Source organism: Winogradskyella aurantiaca (assembly GCF_003362725.1).
GTDB lineage: Bacteria > Bacteroidota > Bacteroidia > Flavobacteriales > Flavobacteriaceae > Winogradskyella_A > Winogradskyella_A aurantiaca.
This window is the reverse complement of record NZ_QKTV01000006.1, coordinates 168,297-191,929: the sequence shown is the minus strand read 5'-3', so window position 1 is coordinate 191,929 and position 23,633 is coordinate 168,297. Positions and strand designations below refer to the sequence as shown.

The following is a 23,633-nucleotide window of genomic DNA, read 5'->3' as shown; positions in this document are numbered from 1 at the left end:
GATTGTCATGAAACAGCTGATTTTTAGATGCCTCATTCTCAGTTCCATTTCATTGGGGATCAGTCCGATATTTGGTCAATCTAAGGGGCTTGAAGGATTTAATAATCTCATTGGAAAAACCTGGAAAGCCAGTGGTCAATGGTCTAACGGTACTAAATTTGAACAGGAAGTTCATTTTAGTTTTGATCTGTGTAAACAAATAGTTCTTGCTGAGACTATTGGATATATAGATGACAAACAACAAGAGCTAGGTAAACGAAATCATGGAGTTCGCCTGTATAATGCTTCAACCGAGAAACTAGAATTCTGGGAATTTGATAGATTTGGGGGTGTTACCAATGGTCAACTCATGGTTGATGGAAATACTATTTATTATTTCTATTCCTATGGAGGTACAGATTTAACTGATTGTTGGGAGTATATAGATGCCAACACTTATAAATTTACAGTAGGAGTCTATAACAATTGCAACTGGAAAAAAACGTATTTAGTTACTGAGTTTAAACAAAAGACAGCGCAATGAAATATTGGATTTACATATTTGTATTGATGGCGGTTGTAAACGTGAACGCGCAGGAGGATACTAAGCAAAAAGAACAGGAAGCAGCGGCTAATAATCTTGTTTACGAAGGTAATCAGTTAATTCAGGATGACGATTTTATCGCTGCTGAGATGGAATACCGCAAAGCCTTATCTACCCAATCAGCTAATGTGGCAGGGGCTTATAACTTAGGTCATATTTATTACAATAGTGAAAGTTACGAAGAGGCCTTGTATAGAAATCAGGAAGCAGCCAAGGCGGCCACTTCAAAGGACGCACGGCATAGGGCTTTTCATAATATTGGGAATATCTTAATGAAGAATGAAAAGTGTAAAGAGGCTGTAGAGGCATTTAAGAATGCTTTACGAAATGATCCAACTGATGATGAAACACGGTATAATTTTGCCCTAGCCAAAGAATGTGCTGAACAGCAACAAGATGGTGGAGGGGAAAGTGACAAGGAAGACGAGAATAAGGAAGACCAAAAGGATAAGGAAGACGAGCAGAAAGAAAAGGATCAGGATAATAAAGAAAACCAAAAAGATCAGGGAGATCAGGATCAAAAGCAAGGAGAAGAGGAAGAAGATGAGAATGGTCAGCCTAAAGATGAAAAGAATGACAATGGTGAAGGTGAAAACAATAAAAAACCACAACAGAATAAGCCTCAGCAAGGCAAGCTATCTCCACAGCAAATAAAAAATATCCTGGATGCTATGAATAATCAGGAGCAGAAAGTTCAGGAAAAAATGAATGCCAAAAAGCAAAAAGGCGCCAAGGTTAAAACTGAGAAAGACTGGTAGCCTTAATGCAATTGCAATCCAAAGACTAGACTAGACATGAAATTGGCTTTTAAGACATATTTACTTTTTATTGCGTTAAGCGTATGTTCGGGTATGTCCTTTGCTCAGGTTAAGTTTGAAGCCAAAGTGAGTAAGAAAAAATTAGGTATCAATGAGCGTTTACGCATAGATTTTGAAATGAATAAGGACGGGGATAATTTTAACCCTCCTGATTTTTCGGCATTTTCAGTTGTTGGTGGGCCCAATACTTCAGTGAGTAATTCCTGGTTTAATGGCAAGCGCTCCTATAAAAAGACCTATAGTTATTTTTTGGCACCCAAGAAGAAGGGTAAATTCACGATTAAACAGGCCACCATTGAAATCGATGATGAAATTTACAAGACTTTCCCCATTACTATTGAAGTAACCGATGCTGTAAATAAACCTGGCGGACAGGATAGTGCTTCTTACATTGCTTCAGAAAAAATTCATTTGGTTGCAGAGGTTTCTAAAACCAATCCATACATAAATGAGGCTATTACAGTTGTGTATAAGTTGTACGTAGCTCTTGATACCGGGGTAAGTAATTGGACCGAAAAGGACAATCCAAGATTTAATGATTTTTGGAGTCAAAATATAGAAATCAAAGGTTTTAAGGCAGAATCTGGACAATATAAAGGTGAGGATTATCGCTATGTGGTGCTGAAGAAAGTGGTGCTTTACCCTCAGAAATCAGGGAAGTTAGATTTGGAGCCTTATGTACTGGATGTCACAGTCGAGGTGCCCTCGAGCCGATATGATATTTTTGGAAATCGCATTATGACCAAGGTGCCTCAAACTGTTACTGCTGGTGCTGTAAGTATTAATGCTAAGCCCCTTCCGGAAGCAGGGAAACCTGCTGATTTTAAGGGAGCAGTGGGGCGTTTTGATTTTAGTGTTACCACTTCAAAAACATCCTTGAACGCAACAGAATCCCTACAGGCAAAGGTGGAGGTCAGTGGTAAAGGAAATCTCAAACTTTTTGAATTACCAGAACTTAATGTTCCTAGTTCCTTAGAGGTTTACGAGCCAGAGTATAAAGACAATGTAAGAACAGATTTGCGCGGCATGCGTGGAAGTATATCTAATACCTATACCATAGTACCCCAATACCGTGGTAAATACCCAGTACCAAGTATATCCTTTTCTTATTTTGATTTGGATTCAAAAACTTATAAACGGATTAATTCAGATGAACTGGTTATTGACGTTCTCGAAGGCCCTTCAAATGACCCTTCTATTGCGTCTAACAATGCAGACCCGGCAGTCAGTAGTCCACAGAAATCTACCATTAACGTATCAGATCAATTTGCTTTTATTAAAACAAGCACCAAATTAAAACCAAAAATTGCTCAGGACTTTTTCCAATCTCGTTTGTTTTGGAGCCTGTTCCTTGTGCCGTTTTTAGCCATTCCAATTGCCATTGTGTTCAGACGTCAGAAAGACATTAGAGATGCGGATGTTCAAGGAAAGAAAGCTAGAAAGGCCAATAAAATGGTAAGAAAGTATTTGAGTGTTGCTAAGAAGGAATTAGGGCAAAAAGAAACCTTCTATATCTCTTTAGAAAAAGCCTTACACAACTACTTGAAAGCTAAACTTTATATTGAAACCAGTGACTTAAGTAAAGAACGGATTGCAGAATTGTTACAACAGCGTCAGGTTAAAGAAGAAGAGATTCAAAACTTTAAGGAGTTACTGGAAAATTGCGAATTGGCTAGATACACTCCTTCAACTGAAGTAGCCATGAAAGCCGATTATGACAAGGCTGCTAAAACTATAAGTCTCATAGATAAACAAATGCGTTAAATGAAGTATCTGATTCTTATCATCTCGTTTTGTTTTTGGTCCGTCGGTGCCCAAAACATGGATTTGTTTGAAAAGGGTAATACCTTATACAATGAGGGTCAATATGCTGATGCCATTGATCAGTATCAGAGACTTTTAGATAATGGGGAACACTCTGCCGAAGTGTACTTTAATTTAGCCAATGCCCATTATAAGATGAATCATATAGCGCCTAGCATTTATTATTATGAAAAGGCACTGCAACTAAAGCCCAATGATAAGGAGATTAGGAACAATGCCAATTTTGCCAGGAACATGACCATTGATGCCATTGATACGGTTCCAGAGGTTGGTTTTGCAAGGCTGTTTAACAACATCATTAATCTCATGAGTTATAATGCTTGGGCTGTAACGGCGATTAGTTTTGTGTTCATCTTTGTAATATTGTTTCTCCTATATCGCTTTGCATCAATCTCAAATCAAAAGCGTGTGGCCTTTGTAGTTAGTGGAGTGTCTCTTGCACTCTCGTTTTTTTCTCTTTTTATGGCCTTTCAAAAACAACGACTTGATATTAATGACAGGCCAGCAATTGTATTTGTTCAGGAAAGTCGTGTCAAGGCTGAACCTAATCTTAGAAGCGAGGAGGCATTTAGATTACATGAAGGTACTAAAGTGCAGGTAGTCGATACTTTAAAGAATTGGAAAAAGATCAAACTCTCAGACGGAACACTTGGGTGGATTCAGTCTGAGGACATCAAACTACTCAATAATTTTTAATAATTTTTATTGATATAGACCTCATATTGTTATATTTAGGTCTATGAAAAAATGTTTCCAAGCTAAAACAGCCATTTTATTCACTGTTTTATTTTTGGCAATTGTCTCATCTCCAGTGGTTATTGCGTCAATGGATGACTCTATTGACATTACCAATATCGATGGACTTGGAGAAGAAGAAGAGACGGAGAGCTTTAAATTAATTTGTGAAGATTTCGATGGGAATGATGAGACTCCTATTGAGGATTCTCTTTATTCCAGCGCTATGCAACATGCGCTTAAAAATTATTCGAGACCTTACCTGAATCAGGTATCACCCCCTCCGGAAGCATAGTTTCCTAGCTGAATCGATCAAGGCAAATTAGTTTGCCATTTTTCAATCGTTTCTCAATACAAAAGCACAAAACCTATTGAGAAAACAAATCTTAAACTATGTTTAAAACTTTAAAAAACGATATACCATCGAGTATCGTGGTATTTTTTGTAGCCCTTCCTTTATGTTTAGGAATTGCTTTAGCCAGTGGGGCCCCTTTATTTTCTGGATTAATTGCAGGTATTGTAGGTGGAATTGTAGTTGGAGCCTTAAGTGGCTCTAAAATTGGTGTTAGTGGTCCTGCTGCAGGATTAGCGGCTATTGTTCTATCTGCTATAGGGACTTTAGGTGGTTTTGAAAATTTTCTGGTGGCCGTGGTTCTAGGTGGACTTATCCAGTTGTTGTTTGGAGTCTTAAGAGCTGGAATTATTGGGTACTATTTTCCTTCTTCTGTCATCAAAGGAATGTTGACAGGTATTGGAATTATTATTATTCTTAAACAGATTCCACACTTTTTTGGCTATGATGCCGATCCTGAAGGGGATATGGCCTTTCTCCAAATGGATGGCGAAAATACCTTTTCTGAACTTTTTAATATTGTAAATTTCATTCAACCTGGTTCCGCGCTGATAGGAGTTGTAGCTTTAGGTATTTTGTTGGTTTGGGGTAATGTATTAGCCAAAAAAAGCAAAATATTCACCATTATACAGGGCCCATTAGTTGCTGTTGTTGTAGGTATTATATTCTATGTTCTTACCAAATCAAATGAGACACTTTCCATAGCTACGACACATTTGGTAAGTGTTCCCGTTCCGGAAGACACAACATCTTTTTTAAACCAATTTAGCTTCCCTAATTTTTCTCAAATTACTAATCCTGAAATATGGGTGGTAGCCTTCACTATTGCGTTAGTGGCAAGTCTTGAAACTTTATTGTGTGTGGAGGCCACTGATAAATTAGATCCTGATAAAAATGTGACTCCAACCAATAGAGAATTATTAGCACAGGGTACAGGAAATATTATTTCTGGTCTTATCGGTGGGTTACCCATTACTCAGGTGATTGTTAGATCTTCGGCTAATATTCAGTCTGGTGGCAAAAGTAAAATGTCGGCTATTATTCATGGCTTCTTTTTATTGATTTCTGTCATTCTTATCCCAAGATTATTGAATATGATACCGCTGTCGGTCCTGGCAGCAGTACTTTTCATTGTTGGATATAAACTAGCTAAACCGGCACTATTTAAACAAATGTATGCTTTAGGCTGGAAGCAATTTGTGCCTTTTATCGTGACTGTTTTAGGTATTATATTCACCGATCTCCTTGTAGGTATAAGTATGGGACTACTAGTTGGTATTGCTGTTATTTTGATAAAAAGCTATCAGAACTCGCACTTCCTGCATATTGAAGATAAAAGTAATGGCAAGCACAAAATAAAAATGACCCTTGCTGAGGAAGTAACCTTCTTTAATAAAGGGGCCATCTTAAAAGAATTAGACAGCCTTCCTAGAGACACTTTCCTTGAGTTAGATGTTAGACAGACCAAGTATTTGGACAATGATATTATAGAGATCCTTGAAGATTTTGCTTTTAAGGCGCGTGAACGCCATATCGATATTAAGCTTATTTCAAATAGAGGAATTGTGGAGAACCCGGAGAGTTTTGTCGACTTCTTTAAACTAAAAATCAGTACAATTTAAAATATCAAGTTATGAATAAGAGAGAACCTAAGCACAAGATTCTTGTTCTAACGGATCTTAAGGAAACCACTGAGAGTGTTCTAAACCATGCCACTGGATTGGCTGGTCTGGTGGACAGCGAGGTGTTGTTTTTTCATGTTAAAAAACCCAGTAGTATTGTGGGAGGGGAAAATCAATTTTCAGCAATGCGGAGTATTAACAAAGACTATATGACTACAAGCAAACACATTGCAGATTTGGCAGATCATCTAGGCGAATCAGTTAACTATAATCTTGTATACGGCAGCGTCAGAGGAGAGTTACGTAAAGTTATAAATGACTTTAAACCAGATACGGTTATCTTAGGTAAACGTAAACCTAAGTTTGCTAAAATCATTGGTGATGGGGTTACCGATTTTGTTCTAAAGAAGCATGATGGTGCTGTTGTTATTGCGGCTGAAGGAAAAGAGTTGTCACAATTTCCAGAATTGTCGTTGGGCGCCTTAAATAGCTCATCAGATGAATTGGAAGGTACTTTTGTTTCAGCTATTATGAAGCGAAGTAAAAAACCACTTAAAGTATTTAAAACAGACAGTGGCGTTGATTTTCCAATGGAGAATAAAGATTCTTCTACTGCCAATCAGGTAGAATTTGTTTTTGAAGGAGGCACCAATATTATGGATAAGATTTCGAAGTATTTGAATAAGAGCAGTGTTAATTTACTCTTAGTTAACCGGGACAAAAAGCGTCTGAGTAAAACAACAAAATCTACTTCTAGTCTTAGAAGTCTGATTAATAAAATAGATATGTCGGTTTTGATCTCCGGAAAAGGATCGGAACGGCTATCAGGAATATAACAAGCTACATAACTAAAACAATCTATGATAAAAGCACATACAAAAGAAACACAAGCCGCCATTTCTTCAAATATGGCGATTCAAATGTTGAAAGATGGTAACGAACGCTTCGTTGCTCACAAGGAACTTAATAGGGATTTACTGGATCAGGTATCGGACACAAGTACGGGTCAGTACCCATTCGCAACTATTCTAAGTTGTATAGATTCAAGGGTCTCCTCCGAACTCATATTTGATCAGGGTATCGGTGATATTTTTAGTGTAAGAATAGCAGGAAACTTTGTTAATGAGGACATTTTGGGAAGTATGGAATTTGCTTGCAAACTTGCGGGCACTAAGGTAATTGTTGTCTTAGGTCATACCAGTTGCGGAGCGGTGAAAGGTGCCTGCGATGATGCTAAACTCGGAAACTTAACAGCTTTGGTTAGTAAAATTAAACCTGCAGTAGCTGCGGTTCAGGAACCAACTGATGAAAGTAAACGCAACTCTTCTAACATAGAGTTTGTTAATAATGTGGCCGTTAAGAATGTAGAAATGACTATTGCCAATATTAGAAAGCAAAGCCCCGTTTTGAAGGAAATGGAAGATTTTAATGAAATTCAAATAGTAGGAGCTATGTACGACATAAATACTGGCAAGGTTAGTTTCATGTAAAGGATTACACTAAAACGATATAGGTTAAAATAAGCAGTCCAAGGTTATATTTGGGCTGCTTTTTTATGCAAATAACATATCTTAGTGCCTCGATTTATGAAGCAGTTTTTTGCCAATTTTCGGGGAGATGCGTTTGGGGGAATTACCGCTGGTGTTGTGGCGCTACCTTTAGCTTTGGCTTTTGGGGTATCCTCTGGATTAGGCCCGAGTGCAGGCCTCTATGGAGCCATATTTATAAGTTTTTTTGCCGCCCTTTTTGGTGGTACCAATACACAGATTTCGGGACCAACGGCTCCAATGACGGCAGTAAGCACCATTATTATTGCTGGAATTATAACGGCCAATGACGGAAGTGTAGATAAGGCGCTGCCTGCTATCTTAACGGTATTTCTTATTGCAGGATTATTACAAATCCTCTTAGGAGTATTGGGTCTAGGGAAATACATACGTTACATTCCATATCCTGTTGTTTCAGGTTTTATGACAGCTATTGGGGTGATTATTTTAATCACTCAAATTCTTCCAGCCTTAGGCTATTACGTCAAGGAGGACCTTACCTATGTGGAGCAATTTAAACCAATGGCTAAGCAGGTAATCCTTGAAGATATTCTAAAAGAAGAATCAGGGGAAGAGATTTTAAACATTGAAGATTTTGAGGATACCATAGGTAGGGCCTCATTAATAAGTGAGGAAGAAATTCTTCAAGAAGCGAAGAATCTAGCCGCCAATGAATCCTCTGGTGTCATGGGTGCCATTAGGTCCATACCGAGAGCAATTAATAATATTGATTTGTTGGAGCTAGTATTGGTCATTTTCACCATCGTTATAATTTACGGCTTTAAGCGGATTACAACGGTCATACCAAGCACCTTGGTGGCCCTCCTTGTCATGTCTGGTGTAGCCGTTGGATTTGGTATAGATTATCGACCAATTGAAGAAATACCAACAGGAATTCCAAACATAAATATGGATATCTTCACTGGCTTTAGTGTAAACGCTGTGTCTCCATATATATTTACGGCCCTATCCCTTGCCCTACTGGGAGCTATAGATTCTTTATTGACTAGTGTGGTTGCGGACAATATGACCAAGACCAAACATAAACCCAACAAAGAATTGGTAGGTCAGGGCATTGGCAATAGTATTGCAGCCTTGTTTGGGGGCATTCCAGGAGCAGGAGCTACCATTAGAACAGTAGTTAATATCAATGCCGGTGGTAAAACAAGATTGTCAGGGATGATAGCGGGTATCATGCTACTGATTATTCTTTTAGGTTTAGGTCCTATTGCTTCTAAAATACCAGCGGCAGTATTAGCTGGAATATTGATTACCGTTGGAATTGGTGTTATGGACTATAAAGGACTTAAAGCAATTCCAAGTTTGCCCAAGGATATTTCTATTAGTTTGGCGTTTTTAAAACTTAAATTGAGTTCCGAAGTATTAATAATGCTGGTGGTGTTGGTTTTATCCACATTTTGGAATTTGGTGTATGCTGTGGGTATTGGTTTGGTTATAGCGTCTCTTATGTTTATGAAAAAAATAGGAGATATAACAGGAAGCCGTTCAGAGGTGCAACCTCTTAAAGAAGTTGAATGGCCAGATGAGAAAGATTTCCCAAGAAATTTGAAAGAAGAAGTCTTTATTAAGCACTTGAGAGGTCCCTTGTTTTTTGGCTCAACGGACAATTTTCAACAGTTACAAAAACAAATTCCTGAGACTGCGCGGTACGTCGTCATGCGCTTGAAGCGTATGCAGTATATGGATCAATCTGGGCTATATGCTATGGAGGATATGCTACTTAGTTTACAGAAAAAGAATGTCATGGTACTGTTCGTAGGTTTATCGACGCAGCCACGCTATTTAATGGAGCGCATTGATATTATTCCAGATTTTATACCCGAAGAACACATTTTTGAGGATTTTGAAGCTTGTTTAGATTGGATAAATTCTAATGTGGAGGATGTAGCCTAAATATCGTCACTCACCTTTGAAAGGTCAATATCTATATCCTTGAAGCTAGGAAAAATAGAAGGAGCTAGCGATTTAACTGGCACGTACAAAGCACTTTTCTTTAATTCTTTGGGAGTTAAAAAAGGAATGTTAGCATTAACCTTTTCAATAATTAAAAGGACGATGCTAAGAATAAGTGCGATTTTTACGAAACCAAATAATGCTCCAAGCAATTTATTTAAGAGACCAAGTGCAGCAAAATCAGCAAGCTTGGTCAGTGCCTTGCCTGCAAGCCCAATGGCCATAACAATAGCTACGAAGGTTACAGCGAAACTGATGATTTGAAGTGTTTTTTCATCCCATTCAACATGAGGATATATAAATTCAGATGCATAATTGCTAAAATGAACGGCACCAAAAATCCCTAGCACCAATGCCAATAAGGAGGCAACCTCTACAAATAGTCCTTTGGTGAGGCCTCTAATAGTTCCTATTATTAAGAGGGATCCTAATACAATATCAATGACACTCATGTTGCAGGGGTTTTAACAAATATAGATTAACTTTGACACTCTTTTATAACGCCAGTTTTATTAAAGAAAGTATGTCTAGGGATCCGTTGTTAAAAAATAGGTGGGAATTGGTAGTTGAAAAGTTGTCGGCTCAGTTTGCTGATGGTGATGAAATGGAGCTGGATGCCATCATCTACTTGATTGGTGTCCAGGAATTGGGGCAAATACATAGAGATTTTAAAAAAGATCATAAGCTTGACCTTATGCACATTGCCATTTGTAAGCTACTGGAACCTTATGGGTTTTACGAATTTGACTATGTTGATGACGATGGATGGCCACACTACAAGGTAAAAGAACAACTACCATTTTTAAAGGCTGGCGAGCAAAGTGTTTTAATGAAAGAAGCTATTGTCAACTATTTCGTTGAAACGAAGTTTATCGACTAAGTTTTTTTAAATTTGCCCTCTTGAAAACGTGCTAGATGATTGATAAGATTAAAGAGTTAATTGCAGAAGCTGAAGCATTTACAGCGCAATCTAAAGAAGAAGTTGAAGCTTATAGAATCAAGTATCTTGGAAAAAAAGGATTACTAAATTCATATTTTGCAGAATTTAAAAATATTGCCAATGATCAAAAAAAAGAATTTGGTCAGGCTATTAATCAACTTAAACTAACCGCTCAAAACAAAGTTAACGAACTCAAGGATGCCTTGGAAAATCAAGAACAGGATGCTGGGCTGTTTGGAGATCTAACAAGACCAGGACAACCAGTCTCAATAGGTGCAAGACATCCAATTTCTATAGTTAAAAATCAGATCATAGACATCTTTTCAAGAATTGGGTTTAACGTTAGTGAAGGTCCAGAAATTGAGGATGATTGGCACAACTTTACAGCTTTAAATCTGCCAGAATATCATCCAGCGCGAGATATGCAGGACACCTTTTTTATTCAAACTGATCCGGATATTCTTTTGCGTACGCACACAAGTTCTGTTCAGGTGCGCTATATGGAACAAAATCAGCCTCCCATTAGAACCATTTCACCAGGAAGAGTATACAGGAACGAAGCTATTTCAGCAAGATCACACTGTTTTTTTCATCAGGTGGAAGGCTTATATATTGATAAGGACGTGAGTTTTGCTGATTTGAAACAAACCCTTCAATATTTTACAACCGAGATGTTTGGTAAATCTAAGATTCGCTTAAGACCCTCTTATTTTCCATTTACCGAGCCCAGTGCAGAAGTAGATGTATATTGGGGCCTAGAAACTGAAACGGACTATAAAATGACTAAGGGTACAGGCTGGTTAGAGATCATGGGCTGTGGTATGGTGGACCCCAACGTTTTGGATAATTGTGGTATTGATTCGAAAGAATACTCTGGTTTTGCCTTTGGAATGGGAATCGACCGTATTGCGTTGCTATTGCATCAGATTAGTGATATTAGACTTCTTAGTGAAAATGACGTCCGCTTTTTAGAGCAATTTAAGTCTGCTTTGTAAACTGTTTTTTAATGCGAAAAGACATTCATATTCCGGATGTTGAAGATATGTTTCTGGCTGTTGTGCAGGAACAGCATATAGAATACAAGACCATGGATTGGAATGCTTATGTTATTAATAATTCCGATGTTGATCTTGAAATGGTTTTGATTGTCTCTAAAGGCTATTCTTCAGAAAAGATCACTCCTCCTATGCGCCATCAATTGCCCTTGTTACCAGCACGCAGTTATGCCAAGGTGGAATATCTTCAGGAAAAGGTATTAGCGCTTAATAATGAGTTTAAAGTGACGTTTTTTAAGGATAATCAAATGTTTGATAAGACCTATCTCTTTGAGAAAAACGCCATTAATACCAAGGCCCTGCAAAACATTCCTTTAATGAACTTAAAGGGGATTCTGCGCAAATAATTTATATGATATCCATTTAATCTTTAAAATCAGATGGCATCTGAATATCAGGAGTATTTCCAATTTCAATAACAGAATTACCGTAGACGCTAATGGTACTTTTTATGAAGTCCTCTTCATTAGCTTCATAAATATTGTCGACATATTTCTGAGGATTTCTGTCGATATATGGGAACCAAGTACTGTGAATTTGAATCATAATACGATGCCCTTTTTTAAAGGTGTGTAAAATATCTTGTAAAGGAACATTAACGTCTGTAACCTGATTGGGTACAAAAGGTTCTGGAGTTTCATAGCTATTTCTGAAACGACCTCTATATACCTCAGAGCGAACTAATTGTTGATACCCAGCCATGACAATATTTTTCTCATTGTGTTCGTAGTTAGGATGATCGTCCGGATACACATCGATGAGTTTTACAACAAAATCTGCATCTGTACCGGTCATAGCCACTTTTAATTTAGCAATAATTTCTCCAGCCAGTACAGTGTCTTCTGTGAGTATATCTGATTGAAAGGTAAGAACATCTGGACGAGTGGAGGCATGACGCTGATCATCGGTCATAAATTGCCGCGGTGTAAAGGTCAAACCTTCGGTTTGCGATCTGTAGGGCACAGGCTTCGCTGGATCGCTAGTATAGTCAAAGACAGCATTTTCATCCAAAGGTTGATTTACTCCAAGCCTACCATTTTTACCAAAATGTAGCCGTAATTGGGGGATGTCTTTTGGCGGCCATTCTTTAAAGGTTTCCCATTTCTTACTCCCTGTATCAAACATCAGGGCTTCCGCAAATTTTGTATCACCTTTCCCTTTTAAATAATGGGCAAAGAATTTACGTTCCACATCACGCTGATAATAGGTAGATATACTATCACCAAAATAAATATGATTATGTGTGGTTTTACCACGTTCACGCGCCCAGCCACCATGATCCCATGGGCCCATTACAATGGTGTTTTGGGCATTAGGGCTCGACTCTTCAATGGACTTGTAAATATTGAGTGGTCCGTAAAGATCTTCGGCATCAAACCAACCACCCACAGTCATAACAGCATGGTTCACATTTTTTAAGTGTGGTAAAATGGAGCGGCGCTGCCAGAATTCATCGTAATTGGGGTGTTCAGTTATTTCCTTCCAGAAAAAATTATCGAAATGGTAGTTTTTGGTAATGTTCTTTAATGGTCCTTGCTCTAAATGAAAATTGTATCCATCTTTTGGAGCACTGGCGTAGAAGCGCATGATCTTATCTGTATACCAGGGTGTGTTTGTTAAGCTGTCCTTCTGATATCCAAAAACAGCAAATGCTGCTGTATAGGATTGTAAAAAAGCTCCATGATGATGAAAATCATCAAAAAAGAAATCGGCAATTGGAGCCTGAGGTGAGGATGCTTTAAGCGCTGGGTGCGCATCCGGAATACCCGCGGCGGTATAAAACCCAGGATATGAAATGCCCAGCATGCCTACCTTTTTATTGTTGTTTGGTATGTTATTGATCAGCCATTCAATGGTGTCATAAGTGTCTGAACTCTCATCAATATCTTTAGTATTAGTCACATCATTTCCTGGAATATTAGGTGTCATGGTGGTAAACAAACCTTCAGACATATAGCGCCCGCGCACGTCTTGAAAGACCATAATATACTTGTCTTTTACAAGATAAGATGAGGGGTATCCAAAGTCGTAATCAGCACTTCGAGATGCATTGTAACAAGTTCGATTAAGAAGAATTGGATAGGTTTTAGACTGATCTTTTGGGGTGTATACGATGGTAAAGAGTTTAAGACCATCACGCATAGGAATAGAATACTCCGTTTTAGTATAGTTGTCCTTAATGTATGTTGGTTCTAAGGTTTGGGCATTGATCAAAAAAGCAAAGCCTATAAGGCAAAGCAATGACAGTGAATATTTCATAAATGAAGTGGGTTTATAACTGCTTAAAATTAATGAAATAGACCTGTTATAAAAACAAATCAGACGCAAGCTTTTGTTAAATAATAACCATGGATTATGAGAATGTTTTAGCTGAGGAAAACGTGTTTGGTTTTTTATTGAACGATTTTAATCCAGTTTTTCGGTTAATTTTTTAAAGACCTTTTTTGGATTTTTATTGTCATATAAAACAGCATAGACCGCTTCGATAATTGGAATGCGGGTTTTTTTAAGATTTTTTTCATTTAATAGGTAGGCACTCTTAGTCGCATAGTAACCTTCTGCTACCATATTCATTTCCATCATAGCAGATTTTACAGTGTACCCCTTACCTATCATATTACCAAACATGCGATTTCTAGAAAAGATGGAATAACCGGTAACTAACAAATCACCCAAATAAGCAGAATTATTAATGTTACGTTTCATTTTGTGCATTTTTTTGATGAAACGTTTCATCTCTCTTATAGCATTACTCATCAGGACACTTTGAAAGTTATCACCATAACCTAGTCCGTGGGCTATTCCGGCAGCAATTGCGTAAATATTTTTAAGCATTACCGCATATTCGGTTCCTATAATATCATCACTAATTTTTGTTTTAATATATGACGAAGACAATTTATCAGCAATGGCTTGAGCTTTTAAAGAATCAGCGCACGAAATGGTTAAATAGGATAATCGTTCCAGAGCAACTTCTTCAGCATGACATGGGCCTGCTATAACTGCTATATGATCAAAAGGAATGTTGTAGATATCATGAAAGTGCTCACCAACCAAAAGGCCTGATTCAGGCATAATTCCCTTAACGGCTGATACTATAATTTTACCATCAAGAGGCTCCGAAATTTTTTCCAATTCCTTATGCATAAAGGCTGAGGGAATTACAAAAAACAATACGTCTGCATAGCGCACCATCTCATTAATATCATTACTCAGCTTTAATTGCTCCAGATGAAACTCTACAGAGCTCAAATAATTAGGGTTGTGTTGCTCATTCTCAATGTGCTGTTTGGCATATACACTGCGCATATACCAACCCACTTCATCAAGATTTTCGCACAGCATTTTAACAATGGCCGTAGCCCAACTTCCACCGCCAAATACGGCATATTTAAGTTCTGAGGACATAAGTTTTGCAGATAATTGCAATCAAAAATAATCAATTTTATTTCCCTGATACTCTATAATTTTTTAGTCGTTTTTGGAACATTAACATTTGCTTGACATTTAGCCCATAATTTATACTATAACTTGACGTTAAATAGATATAAGGCTTCAAAACTAAACTGGGTTATAGTTTTTGCCTTAAATCTGGTTAGAAACTAAATTTTGGTTGGTTATTTAGTTTCCAAAAGCGCTCAGCATATTCTACAAAAGCTGGGCGTTTTTTTATTAGAACCAATGATAAATCATTAATTTAGAGCCAAAGCCTTAGTTATGGAAAATGAGAAACCTACCTTTATGCAACGTCTAAAGAAGTTTTTTTATAAAATCTTAATAGGTGTTGTTCTTCTTTTAGCGCTCACCATTTGGGTATGTTCCTGGACCTATTCAGAAGGAACCAGGGCAGGACAATTAATTAAAGTGGCAAAAAAGGGTGTGATTTTTAAAACTTTTGAAGGGGAATTAAACCTTGGTGGATTGCGGATGGGGGATCAGGTTGATGCACTAGAAGGAAATATATGGTCATTCTCTGTCATTAAAGAAGAAGTTCTTGATGAGGTTAGGAAATATGAAGGGAAGCGGGTTAAATTACTCTACAAACAGCGCTTCAAATCCATGCCTTGGCAGGCAAAAACCAATTATATTGTAGTTGGCGTCGAGGCTATAGATCCCTAAGTTGCTTTTTTAAGGCCTCCAAATCATATGGTTTACCTATGATTTTTTTATCACTATCTAGTATGAAATATGTCGGTGTAGCCGAAAGGCTGTATTCCATGACTATGGGATTATCCCATTTTTTTGGTCCAAATACATGAATAAAATCAGCAAAACCTTTAATGGCCTCATCCCACTCTTGTTGGTTCTCTTCTAAAGCATAAGCAATCACTTTTATATTCGCATCATCTTTTAATAGTTGGTGAACCTGTGGCACTTCGGTCATGCAATGGCTGCAGCCACTACTCCAGAAAATAAGAAGATAGTTGTTGGATTTTTCAAGTTTATGTAATGTGGTTTCCATTTGGGAATTGACTATTAAAAAATCTGGCGCTAGTGCACCAATAGAAATTCGTTTTCTAGATTCTATTTCCGAAAGTAAATCCTGATTGTTTAATGAAATTGCTAAATCTTCTAAATAGGTGTTTGCAATGTAACCGCTTACTTCGTCATTATTGAGATTATTGAATTGGTTCCAAAGCAATTGTAAAAGACTGCTTTGTGTTTTTGGCTGAGACCCTTTTATAGCAGCGTAAACGTCATCGATTCTCGATTGATAATCCTCGTTGGATGGATTTTCAGAAAGACCAAACACATAACCATTTAAGCGATCTGTTATAAAGCTTGAACTTTGTAAAAATTTATTATCAAAGTCAATATTATTGAAATAGGTCTTTTTTAGATTCTCCGAATAGGTACTCAGGTCTTCATAAGTCGCTGGGATATATGGTTTATTGGCTTTAATCAATTGTTGAACAATCATTTCATTGGATGAATCTTCATAGGCTTTTTGCGTATCTGAAAGGGTTTTAAAAAGATCTTTAAATGCCTTCTGGTCCTCACCATCTTTTTGATAGTAATTACTTATGGTTTGGTTGATCATTCCCATGCTCTTGATGTAAGATGCCCAGATTTTATTTTCATTGGATTCTTTAAAAAGAATTCCAGATTCTGCGTTGAAATCAAAGACTACATCTTCCTTAGCATCATAAATAAAATCGAAATTATTTTCTTCAGGAGGGATGGCATAGACCAGTTTGTACATTCCCGGTCGTTGACTGCTATCTAGTGTTATTGTAAACGATCCGGTTTCATCGAGCCTGGCACGATCAACATAATCAGCTCCTGATGGAGTTGCTTTATAAACGAATGCAAAACTATAATCCTTTGCCGGTGAAAAGGATCCGGAAATGGAATTCTGTGCCTCTAGAATTCCAAAACAAATGACAATAACTAAAAAGATGTTTTTCATGATACTTGAGATTCTAGTGATTTAGAGATTGGCCTCAAAACTGATAATGCTTGAGATACAGTATTGATGTTATCAAATGTAATTAATAAACGTAAGCCTTGTCTGGTCTGTTTTTCTTTTAATTTGCAGAGTTGAGGGTTGTTTTGTACAAAACTAATGAGCTGGCTAAAGGTGGGGCTTTGATAGAAAGCACTGTTCTGATCTTGAATAAAATAACCTATCATTTTTCCCTGCTTTAGGATCATCTTTTCAACACCCAACTGGCTCGACCTCCATTTAAGACGTAAACTATCAAACAAGTCTTTTACCTGAATAGGTAGAGTTCCAAATCGATCAATAATTTCTCTTTCAAATTGTTGTAATTCCTCTTCTGTCTTAAGCTGGTTTAATTTCGTATAAAGGTTAAGGCGTTCCGATATATTGTTGACGTAATCGTCTGGAAAGAGGAGCTCAAAATCGGTATCTATAGTCACCTCTTTCACAAAATTCTGGTCTTTTATGTCTTCTTTATACAATTCAGCAAATTCGTTTTCCTTTAATTCCTCAATAGCCTCGTTTAGAATTTTTTGATAGGTATCAAAGCCTATATCATTTATAAACCCACTCTGCTCACCTCCTAAAAGATCACCGGCTCCACGTATTTCCAGATCCTTCATGGCGATATTGAAACCACTTCCCAATTCGGTATATTGTTCTAAGGCAGCAATTCGTTTACGAGCGTCCTGAGTCATTGCAGAATACTCAGGTGTAATAAAGTAACAAAAGGCTTTTTTATTGCTCCTTCCAACACGACCTCGCATTTGGTGCAAATCACTTAATCCAAAATTATTGGCATTATTAATAAAAATAGTATTGGCATTAGGTACATCCAGACCACTTTCGATAATGGTTGTGCTCACCAATACATCAAATTCTCCATTGATAAAGGCGAGCATTAATTCTTCTAGTTTTTTTCCGTCTAATTGCCCATGGCCAATGGCAATTTTCGCATCGGGAACCAAGCGCTGAATCATTCCAGCAACTTCCTTTATATTTTCAATTCTATTATGCACAAAAAACACTTGACCGCCACGCTGAATTTCATAGCTAATGGCGTCCCTGATGGTGCCTTCACTAAATCTAATAACACTGCTTTCTATGGGATACCTGTTAGGTGGTGGGGTGTTAATAACAGACAAATCTCTAGCTGCCATAAGACTAAATTGAAGGGTTCTTGGAATAGGAGTTGCTGTTAAGGTTAACACATCTACATTTTCCTTGATGGTTTTTAACTTGTCTTTTACGGCCACACCAAACTTTTGTTCTTCATCTACAATAAGTAAGCCAAGATTTCTAAACTGAACCGATTTATTCGCTAACTGGTGTGTACCAATGATAATATCAATTTTACCTTCTTTTAATTCCTCGGTAATGATGCGTTTTTCCTTCGCCGTTCTGAATCGGTTTAGGTAATCTATGGACACTGGAAAGTCTTTAAGTCGCGACTTAAAAGTCCTGTAATGCTGATAAGCCAGAATGGTCGTTGGAACAAGGACGGCTACTTGCTTGCCATTATCCACAGCTTTAAAAGCCGCTCTAATGGCCACCTCTGTTTTACCAAACCCAACATCGCCACAAACCAAGCGATCCATGGGCCGTTCACTCTCCATATCAGCTTTAATATCATTGGTAGAGCTTATTTGATCTGGTGTGTCTTCGTAAATAAATGAAGCCTCCAACTCATGCTGTAAATAGCTGTCAGGAGCGTATTGAAATCCTTTTCGCATCCGCCTTTTAGCATATAGCTTTATAAGGTTAAAAGCAATCTCCTTAACGCGGGATTTTGTTTTTTGCTTAAGCGTCTTCCAGGCTTTACTACCAAGCTTGTAAATCTTTGGGGGCTTGCCATCCTTACCATTAAATTTGGTAATCTTATGGAGGGAATGAATACTCAGGTAGAGTATATCACGTTCCCCATAAATGAGTTTAATGGCTTCCTGTTTACTTCCTTCGACATCAATTTTCTGTAGCCCTCCAAATTTCCCTATACCGTGATCGATATGTGTAACATAGTCTCCTATCTCCAGGTTGGTCAACTCTTTTAGAGTAATCGCCTGTTTTTTTGCGTAACCATTTTTGAGATGGAACTTATGATAGCGTTCAAATATCTGATGATCAGTGTAAACCGTAATTTTCTGATCATGATCAATAAATCCCTGATATAAAGACAGTACAATAGTTTTGTAATGAACTGTGCTGTCCTGGTCTTCGAAAATGTCATGGAAGCGCTCCGCCTGTTTGTCGCTGACACAGGCTATATAATTGGTATAGCCCTTATCGTGATTGTGTTGAAGATTCTCGATTAATAAAGAAAACTGCTTATTGAACGACGGCTGGGGACTCGTATTAAACTGTACTACCTCTTTATTAAAAGCATCATTATTTCCTAATTCAATCCAAGACAATGATGAGATTTGTTCCTTTAATAACTTACCTGACGTAAATAACTCTTCGGGGGATGTTTGTTTTATTGTTGACTCTAATTGATCAAAAGCAACAATGGCTTTAGCAAACAACGTATCTAAGCGGTCAAAAAGTAGGGCACTGTTCTTAGTCCACATTAGGGTATTGTTACTAATGTACTTTAAGAAACTTTCTCGTTGTTCTACCAATTGTTTATCCGCTACATTTGGAATGATTTGCACCTTTTTTATCTGACCAGTAGAAAGTTGGGTTTCAACGTCAAAGGTGCGAATACTGTCAATCTCATTGCCAAAAAACTCGATTCTGTAAGGTTCATCATGCGAAAACGAGAACACATCTACAAGCCCCCCACGAACCGAAAAATCTCCGGGTTCTGTAACAAAATCAACCCTGTTGAATTTGTATTCGAACAAAACTTCGTTGATGAAATCAATGCTAAGTTGTGCTCCAACATTAATTTTCAATGTGTTTTTTTGTAGCTCTTTCTTGGTGACCACCTTTTCAAATAGGGCATCCGGATAGGTAACAATTAACGAGGGTTTCTTACGTGAGTTGATCCTATTGAGTACTTCTGCTCTCTGTAATACATTTGAGTTATTGGTTTCTTCAATTTGATAGGGTCTACGGTAGCTGCCTGGATAGAACAAGACATCCTTGTCATTGATTAAAACTTCCAGGTCATTCAAATAATAAGCGGCTTCTTCTTTGTCTTCAAAACACACTAAAAAAGGCTGGTCTGCGCGCAAAAATGCCGCGCTAATAACACCTGAAAGTGCTGACCCAGTTAATCCTTTGACCTGAGTTTTAGATGAATTATTTTGAGAAGAAGCAATAGCACTTTGCAGATTTCGCATGGGCGAAGCCTGTAAAAAACTATCGATTAGAAGACTGTTGCTCAAAACCAAATATTGAGGCTGCAAATATAAAAGATTTGATGCTTTTACTGAGAAAAACCTCTGCTTAAGACGTATATTTGTTTTACCTAATAACAGTGAAAAAAGTTACCTATGTCAATATCAGATTTATTCGATAGCGGTTTTAGAAAACGCAATAAGGATCACTTTGCAGCCATCGTTAGAGTTGCCATGAGTGATCGCGTCATTAACCATGCTGAGAAGCATTTTTTAGACCGTTTAGCCATTCAGCTAAATATTACTCCTGAGGATTACAAGTCAATTTTAAAGGATTACGATTCGCATCCTATTAATCCTCCGCTTTCATATGATCTTAGACTAGAGCGACTATATGATTTGGCGCGGATGGTCTGGGCAGATCATATTGAAGGAGAGAATCAGGTTGTTTTACTTGAAAAACTATGCGTTGGATTAGGATTCCATCCTGAAAATGTGAAATACATTGCCGATAAGGCTTTAACACTTGTTTTTTACGAAGTTGAATTGGAAGAATTTAAACACCGTATTAAAACAATGAATCAATAAAAAAAGTGAGCTCAAGCTCACTTTTTTTATGGTGCCAGTCGCATAAATTCTTCGGCCTTTCTCACCATATTTTTACTGCCACAGATAAATGGTACGCGTTCGTGCAGTTGAGTTGGTTGAATTTCCATTATACGTTGGAAACCGTCGCTAGCTAGTCCGTTGGCCTGCTCAGCAAGAAAGGCCATAGGGTTACACTCGTAAAGCAGCCTTAGTTTTCCTTTTGAGTTTTGAGAGCTCTTAGGGTACATGTAAATGCCACCTTTAATCATGTTTCTGTGGAAGTCAGACACTAAGGAACCTATATATCTGGACGTGTACGGGCGGTCTCCTTCTTCCATTTGACAGTATTTAATATAATCCTTAATTCCCTGTGGGAAGTGAGTGTAATTACCTTCATTTACCGAGTAGATGCGGCCAGTCTCAGGAAACTGCATATTGGGGTGCGATAAATAAAAGGATCCGATAGCTGGATTTAAGGTGAAGCCATTAACTCCATCACCAGTAGTGTAGACCAACATCGTTGAGGTTCCGTAAATCACATATCCTGCTGCTACTTGTTGATCCCCTTTTTGTAAAAAGTCTTCCATGGTTACTGGGGTACCTACCGGTGTGACCCGTCTATAGACTGAAAAAATAGTACCGACGGATACATTAACATCAATATTAGAACTGCCGTCAAGTGGATCTATGAGAACCACATATTTGTTTTGATGGTTCTTATCTTGACTATTAATTGAAATGAAATCATCTTCTTCCTCGCTAGCAATACCACAGACAATATTTCTATTAGTCATGGTTTGTATGAACTTGGTGTTGGCATATACATCCAGTTTTTGCTGATCTTCACCCTGTATATTGGTGTCACCTGCAGCACCAATGATGTCTACCAAACCGGCTTTATTGACCTCGTGATTTACAACCTTAGCAGCAAGTCTTATAGAGTTTATAAGTCGTGACAATTCCCCAGAGGTATATTTAAAAGAGGCCTGATTTTCTATTATGAATTCTCCAAGCGTTTGATTGGTGTGGGACATAGTTTTGTTCTAATTGAGATGGGCACAAAGATCGCATTTTTTAGCACACTACAACGTTTTCGTAATTTAAATAAATTGTTATCCCAGGTTTCCTTTTCTATATTTGACCGACTATGACAAAAATTAGAGAAGCAACGCAACAAGACGTCCCTCAAATATTAGAGCTAATAATGGAATTAGCTCATTTTGAAAATGAGCCAGATCAGGTAGAAATAACAGCACAGGACCTTCTTGATCATGGGTTTGGAGACTTACCAAAGTTCAAGTGTTTTGTGGCAGTACAGGATTCTCAAATTTGTGGTATGGCCCTAATCTACGAGCGCTATTCTACGTGGAAAGGACCAGCCATACATCTTGAAGATTTAATTGTAAGACAAGCTAATAGAGGACAAGGCGTAGGAACCTTATTACTTGATACCGTTGTAGACCATGCCAAAAAGATCGGAGTAAGACGTTTGGGATGGGAGGTTTTGGACTGGAATACTAACGCTATTAATTTTTATGAATCAAAGGGTGCCAAAATACTGGAGGAATGGCGTGTTGTTCAAATGAATGAAGAGGCCATTGCTAATTATATTATACGTTAATGAGGGTATTCAAATTTGGTGGTGCATCAGTTAAGGATGCAGCTGGGGTAAAAAACCTGGTAAAGGTACTCGAGCATACTGGAGTGGCAAATACATTAATTGTTGTTTCTGCCATGGGAAAGACCACGAATGCGCTTGAGAAAGTAAACAGAAGTTATTTTAATAAGTCCAAGGACTTCAGTAGTGATATTCAAGAGGTCAAGAAATACCACAATGAGATTCTTCTGGAATTATTTGAGAACGAACGTCATGATATTTTTGCAGCTGTAAATAAACTTTTTGATGACTTGATGGACTTCTATTCCAAAAATAAGTCACCGGATTACAATTTTGTTTACGACCAAACTATCAGTTTTGGTGAACTTATCTCTACAACAATCATAAGTGCTTATTTGAAGTTTGTTGGTATGGATAATCACTGGTTAGATGTGCGCGATTATATTAAAACTGATAATTACTACAGGAGTGCGAAGGTCGATTGGGATTTAACTTTCGATTTGATTTCTGAGGGAGTTTTAAGAACTACTTTAAATATAACCCAGGGCTTTGTAGGAAGCGATCAAAATAATTTCACAACCACACTTGGAAGAGAAGGGAGTGACTACACGGCCGCAATTTTTGGTTTTTGTTTAAATGCCGAAAGTGTTACGATCTGGAAGGATGTTCCAGGTGTTTTAAATGCAGACCCAAGATATTTTGAGAATGCCATTTTATTGAATCAAATATCCTATACTGAAGCCATAGAGTTAGCCTTCTACGGAGCCTCAGTTATTCATCCAAAAACACTACAACCACTTCAGCGCAAAGAGATTCCATTAAAGGTGAAATCATTTGCCAACCCGGAATCACAAGGAACAGTTGTTGGAAAAGGGGTTACTTTAAAACCAATGGTGCCCTGTTTTATTTTAAAGAAAAACCAAATTCTAATATCCTTATCATCTTTGGACTTCTCATACATAGTGGAAGAAAATATCAGTGACATATTTAACCTGCTGCATCATTATAAGATGAAGGTTGATGTAATTCAAAATTCTGCAATAAGTTTTTCGGTATGCGTTGATAATGTTTACAATAATCTTGAGAGTTTGTTACAACATTTAAAGGCCAAGTTTAAAGTAACATGTCATGAGAATGTTAGTCTGTATACGATACGGCATTACAATCAAGAAGCCATTGAAAAAATAGAGCATAATAAGCAGGTATTATTAAAACAAATAACACCGGAAACGGTACAAATAGTAGCTAATTAA

22 protein-coding genes are annotated in these 23,633 nt (G+C 37.6%); 16 read left to right on the top strand and 6 right to left on the bottom strand.

The genetic code is table 11. From position 1 onward, the window contains the following. The first annotated feature begins 7 nt into the window (after positions 1–7). The 9 genes from DN064_RS11385 (at position 8) to DN064_RS11345 (ending at position 9,395) form a co-directional block, all read left to right on the top strand. Positions 8–523, top strand: coding sequence for a hypothetical protein (locus DN064_RS11385; protein WP_115462779.1), 516 nt, complete (start codon positions 8–10; stop codon positions 521–523). Beyond that, positions 520–1,341 (top strand): aerotolerance regulator BatC, encoded by an 822-nt coding sequence (locus tag DN064_RS11380; protein ID WP_115462778.1) that lies wholly within the window; start codon positions 520–522, stop codon positions 1,339–1,341. Before DN064_RS11385 ends, DN064_RS11380 begins: the two co-directional genes overlap by 4 nt. A gap of 93 nt (positions 1,342–1,434) precedes the next feature. Then, positions 1,435–3,165 (top strand): BatD family protein, encoded by a 1,731-nt coding sequence (locus DN064_RS11375; RefSeq protein WP_232827476.1) that lies wholly within the window; start codon positions 1,435–1,437, stop codon positions 3,163–3,165. Beyond that, on the top strand, positions 3,166–3,921 hold the full coding sequence (locus DN064_RS11370; RefSeq protein ID WP_115462776.1) for a tetratricopeptide repeat protein: 756 nt from the start codon (positions 3,166–3,168) through the stop codon (positions 3,919–3,921). A 43-nt stretch (positions 3,922–3,964) separates the two neighbouring features. Beyond that, on the top strand, positions 3,965–4,255 hold the full coding sequence (locus DN064_RS11365; protein ID WP_115462775.1) for a hypothetical protein: 291 nt from the start codon (positions 3,965–3,967) through the stop codon (positions 4,253–4,255). A 98-nt stretch (positions 4,256–4,353) separates the two neighbouring features. Continuing rightward, positions 4,354–5,934: a SulP family inorganic anion transporter gene (locus DN064_RS11360; protein ID WP_115462774.1), complete on the top strand. Its 1,581-nt coding sequence runs from the start codon at positions 4,354–4,356 to the stop codon at positions 5,932–5,934. Between the two features lie 11 nt (positions 5,935–5,945). Beyond that, the gene (locus DN064_RS11355; protein WP_115462773.1) at positions 5,946–6,770 is read left to right on the top strand and encodes a universal stress protein; all 825 of its coding nucleotides are present in this window, start codon (positions 5,946–5,948) and stop codon (positions 6,768–6,770) included. A 27-nt stretch (positions 6,771–6,797) separates the two neighbouring features. Next, on the top strand, positions 6,798–7,424 hold the full coding sequence (locus DN064_RS11350) for a carbonic anhydrase family protein (protein WP_115462818.1): 627 nt from the start codon (positions 6,798–6,800) through the stop codon (positions 7,422–7,424). A 96-nt stretch (positions 7,425–7,520) separates the two neighbouring features. Further along, positions 7,521–9,395 carry a SulP family inorganic anion transporter gene (locus tag DN064_RS11345; protein WP_115462772.1) on the top strand — a complete coding sequence of 625 codons (1,875 nt, stop codon included), beginning with the start codon at positions 7,521–7,523 and terminating at the stop codon, positions 9,393–9,395. Here the strand turns inward: DN064_RS11345 and DN064_RS11340 are convergent. Next, a complete protein-coding gene (locus DN064_RS11340; protein ID WP_115462771.1) occupies positions 9,392–9,907 on the bottom strand; it encodes a CvpA family protein in 516 nt (171 codons plus the stop codon). The two genes, DN064_RS11345 and DN064_RS11340, sit on opposite strands and share 4 nt — an antisense overlap. Before the next feature lie 71 nt (positions 9,908–9,978). On the opposite strand from DN064_RS11340, the gene DN064_RS11335 reads away from it, so the two are divergent. Genes DN064_RS11335 through DN064_RS11325 form a run of 3 tightly spaced genes read left to right on the top strand, consistent with a single transcriptional unit; the run spans position 9,979 to position 11,797 of the window. Next, positions 9,979–10,335, top strand: a complete 357-nt coding sequence (locus DN064_RS11335; protein WP_115462770.1) for a hypothetical protein — start codon at positions 9,979–9,981, stop codon at positions 10,333–10,335. A gap of 35 nt (positions 10,336–10,370) precedes the next feature. Beyond that, positions 10,371–11,390 (top strand): phenylalanine--tRNA ligase subunit alpha, encoded by a 1,020-nt coding sequence (gene pheS / locus DN064_RS11330; RefSeq protein WP_115462769.1) that lies wholly within the window; start codon positions 10,371–10,373, stop codon positions 11,388–11,390. An 11-nt stretch (positions 11,391–11,401) separates the two neighbouring features. Then, complete coding sequence (locus tag DN064_RS11325) at positions 11,402–11,797, top strand: hypothetical protein (RefSeq protein ID WP_115462768.1); 396 nt, start codon at positions 11,402–11,404, stop codon at positions 11,795–11,797. A gap of 16 nt (positions 11,798–11,813) precedes the next feature. Here DN064_RS11325 and DN064_RS11320 read toward each other — a convergent pair whose 3' ends face one another. Both DN064_RS11320 and DN064_RS11315 read right to left on the bottom strand, forming a co-directional pair. Then, positions 11,814–13,709: a CocE/NonD family hydrolase gene (locus DN064_RS11320; RefSeq protein ID WP_115462767.1), complete on the bottom strand. Its 1,896-nt coding sequence runs from the start codon at positions 13,707–13,709 to the stop codon at positions 11,814–11,816. A 147-nt stretch (positions 13,710–13,856) separates the two neighbouring features. Further along, complete coding sequence (locus DN064_RS11315) at positions 13,857–14,858, bottom strand: NAD(P)H-dependent glycerol-3-phosphate dehydrogenase (protein WP_115462766.1); 1,002 nt, start codon at positions 14,856–14,858, stop codon at positions 13,857–13,859. A 309-nt stretch (positions 14,859–15,167) separates the two neighbouring features. Between DN064_RS11315 and DN064_RS11310 the strand changes: the two genes are divergently transcribed. Beyond that, entirely contained in the window at positions 15,168–15,569 is a 402-nt protein-coding gene (locus DN064_RS11310; RefSeq protein ID WP_115462765.1) for a 6-phosphogluconate dehydrogenase, read from the top strand. Here DN064_RS11310 and DN064_RS11305 read toward each other — a convergent pair. Further along, positions 15,556–16,860: a TlpA family protein disulfide reductase gene (locus DN064_RS11305; protein WP_115462764.1), complete on the bottom strand. Its 1,305-nt coding sequence runs from the start codon at positions 16,858–16,860 to the stop codon at positions 15,556–15,558. The two genes, DN064_RS11310 and DN064_RS11305, sit on opposite strands and share 14 nt — an antisense overlap. Then, positions 16,857–20,177, bottom strand: coding sequence for a transcription-repair coupling factor (mfd, locus tag DN064_RS11300; RefSeq protein ID WP_394347482.1), 3,321 nt, complete (start codon positions 20,175–20,177; stop codon positions 16,857–16,859). The genes DN064_RS11305 and mfd overlap by 4 nt, the downstream gene beginning before the upstream one ends. A 153-nt stretch (positions 20,178–20,330) precedes the next feature. On the opposite strand from mfd, the gene DN064_RS11295 reads away from it, so the two are divergent. Next, positions 20,331–20,762: a tellurite resistance TerB family protein gene (locus tag DN064_RS11295; protein ID WP_115462763.1), complete on the top strand. Its 432-nt coding sequence runs from the start codon at positions 20,331–20,333 to the stop codon at positions 20,760–20,762. A gap of 26 nt (positions 20,763–20,788) precedes the next feature. On the opposite strand, the gene fbp is transcribed toward DN064_RS11295, so the two are convergent. After that, positions 20,789–21,796 carry a class 1 fructose-bisphosphatase gene (gene fbp / locus DN064_RS11290; RefSeq protein ID WP_115462762.1) on the bottom strand — a complete coding sequence of 336 codons (1,008 nt, stop codon included), beginning with the start codon at positions 21,794–21,796 and terminating at the stop codon, positions 20,789–20,791. 113 nt (positions 21,797–21,909) lie between these two features. Here fbp and DN064_RS11285 point away from each other — a divergent pair, with 113 nt between their 5' ends. Together DN064_RS11285 and DN064_RS11280 are read left to right on the top strand one after the other, a co-directional pair. Next, on the top strand, positions 21,910–22,383 hold the full coding sequence (locus tag DN064_RS11285; RefSeq protein ID WP_115462761.1) for a GNAT family N-acetyltransferase: 474 nt from the start codon (positions 21,910–21,912) through the stop codon (positions 22,381–22,383). Continuing rightward, positions 22,383–23,633, top strand: coding sequence for an aspartate kinase (locus DN064_RS11280; RefSeq protein ID WP_115462760.1), 1,251 nt, complete (start codon positions 22,383–22,385; stop codon positions 23,631–23,633). The genes DN064_RS11285 and DN064_RS11280 overlap by 1 nt, the downstream gene beginning before the upstream one ends.

Excerpts from the sequence above, each read along its gene's own strand:
- pheS (WP_115462769.1), top strand. The coding sequence starts at position 10,371 with ATGATTGATAAGATTAAAGAGTTAATTGCAGAAGCTGAAGCATTTACA.
- DN064_RS11340 (WP_115462771.1), bottom strand. The coding sequence starts at position 9,907 with ATGAGTGTCATTGATATTGTATTAGGATCCCTCTTAATAATAGGAACT.
- DN064_RS11335 (WP_115462770.1), top strand. The coding sequence starts at position 9,979 with ATGTCTAGGGATCCGTTGTTAAAAAATAGGTGGGAATTGGTAGTTGAA.
- DN064_RS11370 (WP_115462776.1), top strand. The coding sequence starts at position 3,166 with ATGAAGTATCTGATTCTTATCATCTCGTTTTGTTTTTGGTCCGTCGGT.
- DN064_RS11345 (WP_115462772.1), top strand. The coding sequence starts at position 7,521 with ATGAAGCAGTTTTTTGCCAATTTTCGGGGAGATGCGTTTGGGGGAATT.
- DN064_RS11325 (WP_115462768.1), top strand. The coding sequence starts at position 11,402 with ATGCGAAAAGACATTCATATTCCGGATGTTGAAGATATGTTTCTGGCT.
- fbp (WP_115462762.1), bottom strand. The coding sequence starts at position 21,796 with ATGTCCCACACCAATCAAACGCTTGGAGAATTCATAATAGAAAATCAG.
- DN064_RS11305 (WP_115462764.1), bottom strand. The coding sequence starts at position 16,860 with ATGAAAAACATCTTTTTAGTTATTGTCATTTGTTTTGGAATTCTAGAG.
- DN064_RS11295 (WP_115462763.1), top strand. The coding sequence starts at position 20,331 with ATGTCAATATCAGATTTATTCGATAGCGGTTTTAGAAAACGCAATAAG.
- DN064_RS11315 (WP_115462766.1), bottom strand. The coding sequence starts at position 14,858 with ATGTCCTCAGAACTTAAATATGCCGTATTTGGCGGTGGAAGTTGGGCT.
- DN064_RS11375 (WP_232827476.1), top strand. The coding sequence starts at position 1,435 with ATGTCCTTTGCTCAGGTTAAGTTTGAAGCCAAAGTGAGTAAGAAAAAA.
- mfd (WP_394347482.1), bottom strand. The coding sequence starts at position 20,177 with ATGCGAAATCTGCAAAGTGCTATTGCTTCTTCTCAAAATAATTCATCT.
- DN064_RS11310 (WP_115462765.1), top strand. The coding sequence starts at position 15,168 with ATGGAAAATGAGAAACCTACCTTTATGCAACGTCTAAAGAAGTTTTTT.
- DN064_RS11280 (WP_115462760.1), top strand. The coding sequence starts at position 22,383 with ATGAGGGTATTCAAATTTGGTGGTGCATCAGTTAAGGATGCAGCTGGG.
- DN064_RS11385 (WP_115462779.1), top strand. The coding sequence starts at position 8 with ATGAAACAGCTGATTTTTAGATGCCTCATTCTCAGTTCCATTTCATTG.
- DN064_RS11360 (WP_115462774.1), top strand. The coding sequence starts at position 4,354 with ATGTTTAAAACTTTAAAAAACGATATACCATCGAGTATCGTGGTATTT.
- DN064_RS11380 (WP_115462778.1), top strand. The coding sequence starts at position 520 with ATGAAATATTGGATTTACATATTTGTATTGATGGCGGTTGTAAACGTG.
- DN064_RS11355 (WP_115462773.1), top strand. The coding sequence starts at position 5,946 with ATGAATAAGAGAGAACCTAAGCACAAGATTCTTGTTCTAACGGATCTT.
- DN064_RS11320 (WP_115462767.1), bottom strand. The coding sequence starts at position 13,709 with ATGAAATATTCACTGTCATTGCTTTGCCTTATAGGCTTTGCTTTTTTG.
- DN064_RS11285 (WP_115462761.1), top strand. The coding sequence starts at position 21,910 with ATGACAAAAATTAGAGAAGCAACGCAACAAGACGTCCCTCAAATATTA.
- DN064_RS11365 (WP_115462775.1), top strand. The coding sequence starts at position 3,965 with ATGAAAAAATGTTTCCAAGCTAAAACAGCCATTTTATTCACTGTTTTA.